This window comes from Curtobacterium sp. MCPF17_050 (genome assembly GCF_003224435.2).
Taxonomy (GTDB): domain Bacteria; phylum Actinomycetota; class Actinomycetes; order Actinomycetales; family Microbacteriaceae; genus Curtobacterium.
The window spans coordinates 2,609,186-2,621,604 of sequence record NZ_CP126250.1 but is presented as its reverse complement, the minus strand read 5'-3'; the positions used below and the strand labels follow the sequence as shown (position 1 = coordinate 2,621,604).

The 12,419-nt window shown below is 71.8% G+C and carries 12 protein-coding genes; 5 read left to right on the top strand and 7 right to left on the bottom strand.

Going from position 1 to position 12,419, the window contains the following annotated elements; all coding sequences use genetic code 11:
• Nucleotides 1–32 precede the first annotated feature (32 nt).
• Nucleotides 33–449 (top strand): DUF1801 domain-containing protein, encoded by a 417-nt coding sequence (locus tag DEJ34_RS12460; protein ID WP_110825949.1) that lies wholly within the window; start codon nt 33–35, stop codon nt 447–449.
• A 78-nt stretch (nt 450–527) separates the two neighbouring features.
• Here the strand turns inward: DEJ34_RS12460 and DEJ34_RS12455 are convergent, their stop codons facing one another.
• Complete coding sequence (locus tag DEJ34_RS12455) at nt 528–1,736, bottom strand: acyltransferase family protein (RefSeq protein ID WP_110910975.1); 1,209 nt, start codon at nt 1,734–1,736, stop codon at nt 528–530.
• Nucleotides 1,737–1,779: 43 nt separating this feature from the next.
• On the bottom strand, nt 1,780–2,355 hold the full coding sequence (locus DEJ34_RS12450; protein ID WP_110910974.1) for a TetR family transcriptional regulator: 576 nt from the start codon (nt 2,353–2,355) through the stop codon (nt 1,780–1,782).
• Between the two features lie 62 nt (nt 2,356–2,417).
• On the opposite strand from DEJ34_RS12450, the gene DEJ34_RS12445 reads away from it, so the two are divergent.
• Nucleotides 2,418–3,356 carry an SDR family oxidoreductase gene (locus tag DEJ34_RS12445; RefSeq protein WP_258368265.1) on the top strand — a complete coding sequence of 313 codons (939 nt, stop codon included), beginning with the start codon at nt 2,418–2,420 and terminating at the stop codon, nt 3,354–3,356.
• Between the two features lie 102 nt (nt 3,357–3,458).
• Here DEJ34_RS12445 and DEJ34_RS12440 read toward each other — a convergent pair whose 3' ends face one another.
• Together DEJ34_RS12440 and DEJ34_RS12435 are read right to left on the bottom strand one after the other, a co-directional pair.
• Entirely contained in the window at nt 3,459–4,790 is a 1,332-nt protein-coding gene (locus DEJ34_RS12440; RefSeq protein ID WP_258368264.1) for an NAD(P)/FAD-dependent oxidoreductase, read from the bottom strand.
• A gap of 75 nt (nt 4,791–4,865) precedes the next feature.
• Nucleotides 4,866–5,414 (bottom strand): dihydrofolate reductase family protein, encoded by a 549-nt coding sequence (locus DEJ34_RS12435; RefSeq protein ID WP_110910973.1) that lies wholly within the window; start codon nt 5,412–5,414, stop codon nt 4,866–4,868.
• A 78-nt stretch (nt 5,415–5,492) separates the two neighbouring features.
• Here DEJ34_RS12435 and DEJ34_RS12430 point away from each other — a divergent pair, with 78 nt between their 5' ends.
• Together DEJ34_RS12430 and DEJ34_RS12425 are read left to right on the top strand one after the other, a co-directional pair.
• Complete coding sequence (locus DEJ34_RS12430) at nt 5,493–6,281, top strand: alpha/beta fold hydrolase (protein WP_110910972.1); 789 nt, start codon at nt 5,493–5,495, stop codon at nt 6,279–6,281.
• Complete coding sequence (locus tag DEJ34_RS12425) at nt 6,278–7,012, top strand: esterase/lipase family protein (protein ID WP_258368263.1); 735 nt, start codon at nt 6,278–6,280, stop codon at nt 7,010–7,012. Before DEJ34_RS12430 ends, DEJ34_RS12425 begins: the two co-directional genes overlap by 4 nt.
• A gap of 142 nt (nt 7,013–7,154) precedes the next feature.
• Here DEJ34_RS12425 and DEJ34_RS12420 read toward each other — a convergent pair whose 3' ends face one another.
• The 3 genes from DEJ34_RS12420 to DEJ34_RS12410 all read right to left on the bottom strand — a co-directional run bounded on the left by DEJ34_RS12420 (nt 7,155) and on the right by DEJ34_RS12410 (nt 10,921).
• The gene (locus tag DEJ34_RS12420) at nt 7,155–8,162 is read right to left on the bottom strand and encodes a LacI family DNA-binding transcriptional regulator (RefSeq protein WP_110910971.1); all 1,008 of its coding nucleotides are present in this window, start codon (nt 8,160–8,162) and stop codon (nt 7,155–7,157) included.
• Between the two features lie 21 nt (nt 8,163–8,183).
• The gene (locus DEJ34_RS12415) at nt 8,184–9,416 is read right to left on the bottom strand and encodes an endo-1,4-beta-xylanase (RefSeq protein WP_110910970.1); all 1,233 of its coding nucleotides are present in this window, start codon (nt 9,414–9,416) and stop codon (nt 8,184–8,186) included.
• Nucleotides 9,417–9,889: 473 nt separating this feature from the next.
• Nucleotides 9,890–10,921 (bottom strand): LacI family DNA-binding transcriptional regulator, encoded by a 1,032-nt coding sequence (locus DEJ34_RS12410; RefSeq protein WP_258367569.1) that lies wholly within the window; start codon nt 10,919–10,921, stop codon nt 9,890–9,892.
• A gap of 200 nt (nt 10,922–11,121) precedes the next feature.
• Between DEJ34_RS12410 and DEJ34_RS12405 the strand changes: the two genes are divergently transcribed.
• A complete protein-coding gene (locus DEJ34_RS12405; RefSeq protein ID WP_110910968.1) occupies nt 11,122–12,417 on the top strand; it encodes an ABC transporter substrate-binding protein in 1,296 nt (431 codons plus the stop codon).
• The last annotated feature ends 2 nt before the right edge of the window (nt 12,418–12,419 follow it).

Genomic DNA, 12,419 nt, shown 5'->3' with positions numbered 1-12,419 from the left:
GTCGGAGGGGTGCCGACCACTAGCGTGTGCGCATGGCAGCAACCGACGAGACACCGGCAGTGGAGCCGACGCCGGCACAGCACATCGATGCGATGATCGCGGCGCACGCGGACTGGCGCGGAGCGGTCCTCGCCGACGCACGTGCGGCGGTCCTGGCCGTGGACCCGGCGATCGAGGAGACCTGGAAGTGGCGGGGCGCTCCGGTGTGGGAACTCGACGGCATCCTCGTCGTCGGCAACGTCTTCAGGACGGCCGTGAAGCTCGGCTTCATGTACGGCGCGGCCCTCGAGGACCCGGACGGCCTGTTCAACGACGAACTCGGTGGCAACCAGCGTCGCGCGATCAAGTACTCCGAGGGGGACGACGTCGACGTCCCGGCACTCCAGGCGCTCGTGCGACGGGCGATCGACCACAACCACGCGCGACGCCAGGCCAGCCGACGCCGCTGACCGACCGACGCCGCTGACCGACCGACGCCGCTGACCGACCGAAGCCGCTGACCGACCGGCCCCGCTGTCGGGTCCGCGTCAGCTCGCGGCGGCGCTGCGGGCGGCGTGGTCCTCGGCGACCAGGCGACGGGCCTCCCGAACACGCGCGCGGAGCTTCTCGACCGGGACCTCGATCGCGTACGCCGCCCCGATGGACACGATGACGGCGGCGGCGAAGAGCCAGACGTTCCCGAACCAGCCGATCGCGAACGTGCCGAGCAGGGCGATCACGAGCGGGTGCCAGAGGTAGGCGGAGTACGACACCCGGCGTCCGAACCAGGCGACCGGGGACCAGGACAGGGCCACGGACACCGGCGTCCGCACCGAGACCAGCCCGCCGATGAGGACCGCCGCCGCCAGTCCGGTGGCCGGCATGAGCAGGCCGAAGGTCCAGGCGTGGTCGGTCCAGTCGTCACCGATCCAGAACTGCACGCCGACCACCGCCGCGGCGCCCGCCCAGGTGCCCAGGTGTCCGGCGAGGCCGGAGGCGAAGGAACGGCACCGCTCGTCATCGAGCAGCAGCGCGAGCAGGCACCCGGTGGCGAGCGGCACGACGCCGAGCACGGGGGAGAAGTACACGTCCGGGGTCGAGCCGCCCGAGGGGGTCCGGTAGCTGAGCCACGACGCTGCCGACGCCGCCACGACGACGGTGGACAGGCCGAGGACGAGTGTCCGCCGACGACGTCCGAGCGACAGCAGGAGCAGCAGCACCGGTGGCCAGACGAGGTAGAACTGCTCCTCCATCGACAGGCTCCACGTGTGCGCGAAGACCCCCTGCGTGGTGTCCCAGAACGAGCGGAACAGGTTCCCGGTGTAGGTCAGGGCGATGAAGGCCGCCGACCCCGCCGAGAGCGACGCGCCCTTGTAGTCGCCGACCCAGTTCCAGAGCAGCAGTCCGGCCACGACGAGGGCGACGAGTGCCGGGTAGAGCCGGAGCAGGCGCTTCCACCAGAACGACCCGAGCCGGATGGTGCCGGTCCGCTCCCGCTCGCGCAGGAGCAGCGTGGTGATGAGGTAGCCGGAGAGCACGAAGAAGACCGTGACGCCGATCCACCCGCCCTCGAACTGCGGGACGTGCAGGTGGTACAGGACCACCATGACGATCGCGACGGTCCGGATGCCGTCCAGCGCGAGGGCGCGACCCGGCGGCGACGCCGGAGCTGGCGGGGCCGCCACGGGCGCGGCCGCGGCGGGTACGGACGGCGCGACGACGGGCACGGTGTCCGTCGGGGGTGCGATCCGAGTCATCGTCCCAGTGTGCTCCCGCTGTCCATGAACCGGCTCCGGCCTGTCAGGCGTGCTGTCGAACCATCGACGCGGCCAGTGCGTCGAGCCGCTCGGTCGCGAGTTCCGGCAGGGTGCGGGTCTCGCCCGGGGCGATCCACTGCGCGAAGGCCAGGTGGAACACCGTCACGCCGGACTGCGCCAGCAGGGTCGCGGCCGGCTCGGGGACACCCCGCCCGCGGAGGACCTCGGCGAGCCTGCGTCCGAGACCGGAGAGCTTCGCGAGTTCGCGCTCGCCGAGAGCGGGTTCGGCGTCGATCACGGTCTGCCGGCGGCGGGACCACTCGCGGCGGTCCTCGGGGAAGAACGAGCCGGCACCGTCGAGCGCCCGTGCGATGAGCTCGATCGGCGGGATGTCGGCCGGGGCGTCCTCGACGGGTCCGACGAACAGCCCGATGAAGGCGTCCTGGCTCGCGAACAGGACTTCGCGCTTGTCGGCGAAGTGCCGGAAGAAGGTCCGCTCGGTGACGTCAGCGGCACGGGCGATGTCGGCGACCGTCGTGGCCTCGAAGCCCCGGTCGAGGAACAGTTCCAGAGCCGTCGACTGGAGGCGCTCCCGCGTGCCCGGTTGCCATCTCGCCATCCTCCGAGTGTACCGACGGACCAGTCATGGCGACAGCGCCTGACATCGGGTGTACCGTCTTGATGTCAGCAACTGACATCAACGAGAAGGGCACCAACATGCACGTGTTCGTCACCGGAGCCTCCGGCTGGATCGGCTCCGCCACCGTCGACGAGCTCCTCACCGCCGGCCACCGCGTCACCGGGCTCGCCAGGTCCGACACCTCAGCCGCGGCCGTCCAGGCGAAGGGCGCCGAGGTCCTCCGCGGCGACCTCGACGACCTCGAGGCACTCCGCCGTGGGGCCGATGCCGCCGACGGCGTCGTCCACCTCGCCAACAAGCACGACTTCGCGCACCCCGAAGTCAGCGACGCTGCCGAGCGCGCCGCCGTCGAGACCCTCGGCGAAGCGCTCGTGGGCAGCGGGCGACCGTTGGTGGTCGCGTCCGGCGTGGCCCGACTGGCCGGCGACCGGGCCGCGACCGAGGCGGACCCGAACCCGGCCGTCGGTCCGCACTCCATGCGCGGCGGTGGTGAGAACCGTGCGCTCGACTTCGTCGACCAGGGCGTCCGGACCGTGATCGCGCGCTTCGCCCCGACCGTCCACGGCTCCGGCGACTCCGGCTTCGTCTCGCTCATCACCGAGGCCGCCCGTCGGCACGGGGCCGCCGCGATCATCGGCGAGGGGTCGAACGGCTGGGCTGCGGTCCACCGCACGGACGCCGCGCGCCTGGTCCGACTCGGCCTCGAGGGCGCACCGGCGGGCACTCGGATGCACGTCACCGCGGAGGACGCCGTGCCGACCCGGGACATCGCGCGAGCGATCGGTGACGCCCTGGGCGTACCGGTGACGACGATCGAGCCGGCCGACGCGGTCGACCACTTCGGCTTCGTCGGACCGTTCTACGCCATGGAGATGGCCGCGACGTCGACGGCCACTCGGGACCTCCTCGGTTGGCAGCCGACCGGGCCGACCCTGCTCGAGGACATCGCGGCCGGCGCCTACACGGCCGCACGGAGCTGACCGCCCGGTTCCCTGACCGCACGGACCGGGCCGGACGGCGGACGGGAGGTCCGTCACCCGCTGGTGACGGACCTCCCGTCCGGTCCGTGGTCGCGCGGGGCGCTACTCCGCCTTCTGCAGCTGCCAGTGCTCCGGCTCGCGGTCGCCGTTCGGGCGCACCGGGCGGACGTCGCCGACGATCGGGATCGAGCGCTTCCGCATGAACCAGACGTAGCGGACGAAGAAGTGGGTCAGCGTCGACATGCGGTTGCCGTTGCCGAGCAGGCTCGTGATGTGCACGAACACCCACGCGGCCCAGGCCACGGGCCCGACCATCGTGATGCCGCCGCGGAGCTGGGCGACGGCGGCGTTCGTGCCGATCGTCGCCATCGTGCCCTTGTCGAAGTACTTGAAGCGCTCGGTCGGCTTGCCGGCGACGAGTCGCTTGATCTGCTCGGCGACGTGCTTGCCGCCCTGCAGCGCCGGCTGGGCGAGCTGGGCGAGGGCATCGTCCTGCGCTGCGATGTCCCCGGCCGAGAAGATCCGCTCGACCCCCTTCACGCTGAGGTCGTCGTTCACCTGGATGCGACCGCCGTGCGTCTGCGGCAGGCCCCAGTTGCCGACCTCCTTGTGCGCCGCGACACCGGTCGCCCAGATGACCTGCGACGCCGGGATGACCTCGCCGCCGGCCAGGCGGACGCCGTCGGGCAGGACCTCTTCGACACCGGCGTTGAGCCGCAGCACGACACCGCGCTTGCGGAGGATCTTGGCCGCGTACCGGCGGAGGCGCGGGGCGAACGGCTTGAGGAGCTCGCCGCTGCGGTGCACGAGCGTGATCGAGATGTTGCCGCGCTCGATCTCCGGGTAGGCGCCGACGAGCGCCTGGTCGCGGAGCTCCGCGAGCGCACCGGCCATCTCCACGCCGGTGGCACCGCCGCCGACGATGACGACGCGGATCTCGTCCGGACCCTGCTTCGCCGCGGCCTGCTCCAGGCGGGTGAAGAGCTCGTCCCGGATGCGCAGGGCCTGGGAGCGGGAGTACATCGAGTACGCGTACTCGTAGGCGCCGGGCGTCCCGAAGTAGCTCGTGTTCACGCCGTTGGCCAGGATCAGGTAGTCGTAGTGCAGGTGCTCGCCGTCGGACATCTCGGCGATGCGCTCGTCGTGCCGGATGCCGGTGAGCAGCCCGTGCCGGAAGTCCGCGTTCGCCTGGCGTGCGCGGAGGCTGCGGAGGAAGTACGTCACGTCACCGGCGTTCAACCCGCCGGTCGCCACCTGGTACATGAGGGGCTGGAACATGTTGTAGACGTGCCGGTCGACCAGGGTCACCCGGACCGGTGCGTCCTTGAGCTCGCGCATCGCGGCGATCCCGGCGAATCCACCGCCGACGACGACGACGTGCGGGCGGGTGTCCTGCGGCATGGTGAGCTCCGGGGGTCGTGCGGTCTGGGCCACCCAGAAGGGTACGCCGATCACGCAGACCCGCTGTCCACGCTCCGGACAAGAGCCGGGAGGCGCGGATCACCGCCGTCAGGCGTCGAACCGCCCGTAGGTGCTCAGCACGTTCCCCTTGCTCGTCACGGCGTTCGCGACCAGGCGGAGCCGCGTCGGGGGGTCCGTCGGCTCGAACAGCTTCCGACCGTGTCCGGCGATCGCCGGGTGCACCATCAGCTGCAGCTCGTCGAGCACCCCGGCGAAGAGCAGACTCCGGACGAGGGTGACGCTGCCGCACACGGCGATGTCGGCTCCGTCCCGTCGCTGCAGCTCGCGGACGAACGCCGGCACGTCGCCGGTGATCCGGGTGCTGTTCTCCCACGCCAGGTCGTCGCCGAGGGTGGTCGACGCGACGTGCTTCTCGATCGGGTTGATCCACTGGCCGAAGGGGTCGTCGGCGTGCGCTGGCCACCACTCCGACCACTCCAGGTAGCTGTTCCGACCGAGCAGCACCGTGTCGGTGGCCGCCATCCACGCGGTCATCGCGGCACCGAGCTCATCGTCGAAGCTGTCGTACTGGAACTCGTACGGGTCCTGCACGACGCCGTCGATCGAGGTGAACAGTCCCGCAGTGACCTTCCGCATGTGGGCGAGGGTAGCGCCTGGAGCCCGGCGGGGGAACGGTTCCCAGGCGCTGCGGCCCGGTCGGCATAGGGTCGGGGGATGCGTGCACTGGTGGAGACCGTCCAGGTCGACGGACACCCCGTCCGGCTGCGGACGATGGCGCCGGCCGGTCGGGTGCGGGACTCGTTCGCCCCCACGGTCGTGCTCGTGCACGGCATCGGGATGTCGCACCGGTCCTTCCACCGGGTGCAGACGGCGCTGTCCCGGACGCACCGGACCGTGTCGGTCGACCTGCCCGGGTTCGGCGGGTTGCCGTACGGCCGCCGTCGGTTCGAGGAGCACGAGTACGCCGACCTCGTCGTGCGCGCGGTCACCGCCCGGGGAGCGGGGGACGTCATCGTCCTGGGACAGTCGATGGGCACGCAGATCGCCGTCGAGGCCGCCCTCCGTCACCCCGACGTCGTCAGTTCCGTCGTCCTCGTCGGTCCGGTCGTCGACGACCGCCGCCGCTCCCTCGTCCGGCTCGCCGCCGCACTCGGCGTGGACGTCCTGCTCGAGGGCGCCCGGATGAACGCGATCGTCCTCTCGGACTACCTCCGGAGCATGCCCCAGTACCTCCGCGAACTCCGGCCGATGCGCAACTTCCGGATGACCGACGGCGTCCGGGCCCTGACCGTCCCGGTGCTCGTCATCCGCGGTGCGCAGGACCCGGTCGCGAAGCACGACTGGGCCGTGCGGCTCGCGGAGACCGCCACGCGCGGTGCCCTCGTCGAACTGCCCGGACCGCACCACGTGCAGGAACACCAGCCGGTCGCCGTCGCCCGACTGGTGGACGAGTTCCGTCGGGTCCAGACGCTCGAGTCGGCGCGCGACGGAGTCGTGCTGTGACCGGCCCGACCCGGCACCCGGGTGCGCCGATCGACGTGTCGGCGGGCGGGCCTCCCGTCCGGGTCGGCCTCCTCCGACGCGTGCGGTGGGCGCTGCTCGACTGGCTCTACGCCGGGGTGTGGCAGGTCCGGAGCCTCGGCCCAACCACGGCCGACGACTACCGGACCGGCGACCGGCAGGCCGTCGTCGTCATCCCGGGCGTGTACGAGACGTGGCACTTCATGCGCCCCCTGATGGACGTCCTGCACGACCGCGGCCACCCCGTGCACGTGCTCACCGACCTGCGCCACAACGTCCGACCCGTCCCGGTGTCGGCGGAGGCGGTCATGGCGTACCTCGACGAGCACGACCTGCAGCACGTCCTCGTCGTCGCGCACAGCAAGGGCGGGTTGATCGGGAAGTACGCGATGACCCGACTCGATCCGCACGGGCGGATCGACCGCATGGTCGCCGTGTCGACGCCGTTCGCCGGCTCGAAGTACGCGGTGCTCGCGCCCGTGCGGCACCTCCGGGTCTTCCGGGCGGCGGACCCGGTGCTCGCCGGGCTGGCGCGGGAGCTGGACGCGAACAGCCGCATCACCTCGGTGTACGGGGTGTACGACACGCTCATCCCCGGTGGGTGTGAGCTCGCCGGGGCGGAGAACGTGCGGCTCGAACTCGGCGGGCACTTCCGGATCCTCGCCGACCGGCGGACCGCCGTCGCGGTGTTGCGCGCGGCGGACGGCGACTGAGCGGGCGCTCTCCTCGGTCCCGCGGCGTCCTGTCCCGCGGCGTGCTGCTCCCGCTGGGCCCGTTCCTCCGGGCACCACTCCGCCGGGCCTCACTCCTCCGGTGGTCCGTTCCTCCGGTGCCCGTTCCTGCGGGGCCCGTTCGTCAGCGGGTGGCGACGCTCGCGCGCTCCACGATCCGGTGCGGCACGACGACCGTCCGGACCGGTGCCTCCCGGTCGGCGATCCGCCGCTCCAACAGGTCGAGGGCGGCGTCCGCGAAGGCCCGACGGTCGAACGACACCGTGGTGAGCGCGGGGATCGCGAACGCGGCCTGGTCGACGTCGTCGAACCCGACGACGCTCACCTGCTCGGGCACCCGCACACCCCGAGCTGCGAGGACGTGCAGCACGCCGAACGCGATCGAGTCCGTGAACGCGAACACGGCGTCGGGCAGGGGGTTCCCGTCGAGCCAGGTGGCGAAGGCGGTGGCGGCGGCCGCGGTGGTCCATTCGGGGAGCGGGACCCGCAGCGCCGGGTCCACGTGCAGGTCTGCGCTGCCGACCGCGTCGTCGTGGCCGAGCTGCCGCAGCCGCGCCGTCGCGGTGACCCCGTCACGCCGTGGTGCCCCGACCACGGCGATGCGCCGGTGCCCTCGGTCGAGGAGCATCGCGGTGACGTCCCGCGCCGCTGCTCGGCTGTCCACGTGCACCTGGTCGACCTGCTCGGGCTCGACCTCGCCGATGACGACCGTCGGCGGCAAGCCCTCGGTGTTCGCGAGCGTGCTCGCGCTGAGCGACACCGGGTTGAGCACGAGTCCGTCCACCAGGTGCGCCCGCGCGCGGGACACCAGTTCGCGCTCCCGTTCCGGGTCGTCGGCGGTCTGCTCCAGCTGCACGACGAGCCCTCGGTCGTGCGCGAGTTCGACGAACCACCGCGCGAGGTCCGCCGAGTACGCGCTGGCGAGTTCCGGCAGCGTCAGGGCGATGGCGCCGGTCCGGCCGTTGCGGAGGCCACGGGCGGAGAGGTTCGGCACGTACGCCAGTTCGGCGACCGCGGCCTCCACCCGGGCCCGCGTCTTCGGGCGCACGACGACACCGCCGTTGACGACGTTGGACACCGTCTTCGGCGACACCCCCGCGAGGGCGGCCACGTCCCGCACGGTCGCTCGCATGACAGCACCGTAGCGCGGCCGTCAGCCGGCGGCGCGGACCCGCACCTGCGCCGGGTCGGCGTCGCCGACGGTGACGGTGGTCTCCTGTGCCCCGACGCGGACGGCGTACTCGCCGCGGAACCCGCGGAACACCACCCGCCCGGCGTCGTCGGTGCGCAGGGTGGTCGGCGGTGTCCACCACTCGTCCTTCACCAGCCGACGGAGGGCGTCGTAGGACGGCTTCGGGGTGCCGTCGGCCCGGACGAGCCCGATCGGTGCGCCCAGCCACGCCCCCTCGTCCGTGATGCCCCAGTAGGTGATCGCCTCGACGGCCGGGTGCCCGACCAGGCTGCGGTAGTGCCGTTCGAGTTCGTCCGCCTGACGTGCCTCGCCCTCCGGCGTCGACGGCCACGAGTCGACCACGTGGTCGTTGAGGTCGACGATGTGCGCGGGCATGAGCTCGCCGGACACGAGCGACGTCTCGGTCAGGTGCAGCGGCAGGCCGTACCGGGCGAACCGGTCGACCATCGCGAGCATGGTGTCCTCACCCCAGTAGCCCTGGTGCATGTGGGTCTGCAGCCCGATCGCGTCGATGCGGATGCCCGCCTCGAGGACGCCCTCGATCAGGCACTCGTAGGCGTCCGAGAGGTCGAAGTCGTTGAGCAGCAGGGTGACGGCGGGGTTCGTGGTGCGGGCTTCCTCGACGGCCATCCGGATCATCGCCAGGCGGCCGCGTGCCAGTGCGAGCGGCGTGATCGCGTTGTCGCCGTTCGCGAAGTGCGGCATGATCACGACCTCGTTGATCGCGTCCCAGCTGTCCACCAGACCGGAGAAGTCGCTGACCTCACGGCGGATCCGCTCGCGCTGCAGCCGCTCGACCTCGTCGTTCCCCAGGCCGAGCAGCCAGTCCGGTTGCACGGTGTGCCAGACGAGGGGATGTCCCTTCGTCGCCACGCCCCGGTCGCGGAACCACCCGGCGGTGCGCTGGAGTCGTCCGGTGTCCGGCCGCCCGCGCTCCGGCTCGAACCGGCCCCAGTAGAACGGCAGGGTCGCGGTGTTGAAGACGTCGAGCCACAGGTCCGCGAGCTCCGGCGTCCCGACGTCCGGCTCGCCGTTCGCCAGCCCGACGAAGTCGAAGCCGATGTTGCCGAAGCCGAACGCGTGCCGCCGCTGCTCGACTCGGACGTCGGTGTCCGCGACGGGAGCGCCGTCCGCGTCGGTGACGGTTACGACCGCCTCGCCGGTCCGGTGTGCTGTGTCCTGGTGCGTCGCCATCGACGGCCTCCCGATTTGTTGTGAGCGGCAACGTATCAGGTCCGGCTCGCGGACTCGAGGGGTGTGTGCGACGTCGTCGCCCGTCCGCGGGACGCCCCCGTCTGCCGGCGGCGCCGCCGACCAGGTGTGACGCCGCTGTCGACGCGAGACGCCCCTGGCCAGGCGGGACACCGCCGGAAGCGGCGGCGTCTCGCGGGTGGGGCGGCGTCGTGCACGGACGCCGGCGTCTCGCGCGTCAGGACACTGGACGGGAGGCGCGGCTCAGTCGGGCACCGAGCCTCCTGTCCAGCGCGCGGGGCGGGGGCGAGACGCCCCCGTCTGCCGACGACGCCGCCGACCAGGCGAGACACCGCGGGATACGGCGGCGTCCTCCGTGCCCGGGGGCGTCTTCCGCGTCCGGCGGCGTCCTCCGTGCCCGGGGCCGCGCCCGGGGTCTCACACACTCGGCGGCGTCCCGCGCGCCGAGTGCCGTCTCACGCGCCGGGCGGTGGCGCGGTGCTCGCGCGCACCACGAGCGACGCCGGCAGCTGCACGTGCGCGGGGACGTCCCGCCCGCCGAGGAGCTCGAGGAGCATCCGGAGGGCCTCGGCGCCGAGGTCGTGCAGCGGCTGGGCGACGGTCGTCAGCGGGGGAGCGGCGTTCGCGGCCTGCGGCACGTCGTCGAAGCCCACCACCGAGAGGTCCTGCGGCACCCGGAGTCCGAGTTCGCCCGCGACCTGGAGCACCCCGATCGCCGAGCTGTCGTTCGCCGCGAAGACCGCGGTCGGACGGTCCGGGCGGGAGAGGAGCTCGCGGGCGACCTCGGCGCTGACCGTGGTCTGGTAGTCGCCGACGCACACCAGGTCGGGGTCGAACGGGATGCCCGCGGCCTCGAGCGACTGCCGGTAGCCGATCTCGCGGAGTTCGGCCGACGCCAGGTCCGCTCGACCCCGGATGTGTGCGATCCGGCGGTGTCCGAGGCCGATGAGGTGCTCGGTCGCCGCTCGGGCCCCGCCGATGTTGTCCGAGTCGATGGCCGCGTGGCCCTCGGGTCCGGTGTGCGGGTCGATCGAGACGACCGGGATCGGCGTGCTCGCCATGAGCGTGGTCGGCGTGACGACGATCGCGCCGTCGATCAGGGTGCCGGCGAGGCGGGAGAGCGACCGGCGCTCCCAGCCGGGCCGGGCCTCCCCGCTGACGAGTCCGGCGTAGGCGAGCAGTTCGTAGCCGGTCCCGTCGGCGGCCGACGAGATGCCCTTGAGGAGCTCGGTGGAGAACGGCTCGAACTCCGTGACGAGGATGCCGATGACGTCGGTGCGGCTGCGCCGGAGGCTCCGGGCGACGAGGGAGCTCTCGTACCCGAGTGACTCGATCACGGCGAGCACCCGCTGCGAGGTGGCGGCGGCGACACCGTCGCGCCCGTTGATGACCTTCGAGACGGTCGGCACCGAGACGCCGGCGGCTCGCGCGACATCGCTGATGGTGGTCCGCCCCGGGAGGGGAGCAGGACGGGCGATGGCATCCACGTCGACACCGTACTCGTCCACGGGCTCCGTCCGGCACGCCACGACCGAGTCCGTGGCATGGAGCGCGACATCGGCGGTCCACGCCGCGCACCGGACAGAAATCGTTATCGAAATCGATTGACAGCGGCTCGGACGGCCATGCATGCTCTCCCTGCGGCCTCGCGGTCGCATGTCAACGACGACTACCGAGGGACTCCACAATGACGAGGAAGAACAGGTTCGCGGCGGCCATCGCCATCGCAGCCGGCACCGCACTGCTCGCCACGGGCTGCTCGAGCGGCGGAGCCGCCGACGACGGCGACGGCAAGGTCACGATGACCTTCTGGCACAACTCCACCACCGGCCCCGGCAAGGCCTACTGGGAGGACACCGTCAAGGCGTTCGAGGCGAAGAACCCGAACGTGACGGTCAAGATCCAGGCGATCCAGAACGAGGACCTGGACGGCAAGCTCCAGACCGCGCTCAACTCCGGCGACGGCCCCGACGTGTTCCTGCAGCGCGGTGGCGGCAAGCTCAACGCGATGATCAACGCCGGGCAGCTGCTCGACATCAAGGACTCGATCAGCGCCGACGCGAAGAAGTCGATCAGCGCCGGGACCTTCTCGGGCTACGACGCGAAGGACGGCACCTACGCGATGCCCGTCGCCGTGCTCCCCGAGGGCATCTGGTACAGCCAGGACCTCTTCGAGAAGGCCGGCATCGAGGGCACCCCCACCACGATGGACGAGCTCAACGAGGACATCGCCAAGCTCAAGGACTCGGGTGTCGACCCCGTCGCCGTCGGTGCGAAGGACGCCTGGCCGGCCGCGCACTGGTACTACAACTTCGCCCTCCGCGCCTGCAGCGAGAAGACCCTGACCGGTGCCGCCGAGTCGTTGAAGTTCGACGACAAGTGCTGGACCGAAGCCGGCAAGCAGCTCGAGGACTTCAACGACACGAAGCCGTTCAACAAGGGCTTCCTGACCACCGCCGCCCAGCAGGGCGCGGGGAGCTCCGCGGGTCTGCTCGCCAACCACAAGGCGGCCATGGAACTCATGGGCGCGTGGGACCCGGGCGTGATCTCCTCGCTCACCCCGGACGCCAAGCCGCTGCCCGACCTCGGCTGGTTCCCGTTCCCCACGGTCGAGGGTGGCAAGGGTGACCCGAAGTCGATGATGGGTGGCGTCGACGGCTACTCCTGCACCGCGCAGGCCCCGAAGAAGGCGTGCACCGACTTCCTCAACTTCATCGTGCAGAAGGACAACCAGGAGGGCTACTACAAGGCCTTCCAGGCGATCCCCGTCAACCAGGACGCACAGTCCGTCGTGTCGGAGCCGTACCTGAAGTCGGCCCTGGCCGCCTACAAGGAAGCCCCGTTCGTCTCGCAGTACCTCGACACCCTGTACGGCCAGAACGTCGGCAACGCGCTGAACACCAGCGTCGTGGACGTCCTCGCCGGCAAGGGGACCGCGAAGGACATCGTCACCACCACCAACCAGGCTGCGGCCAAGGGCTGACC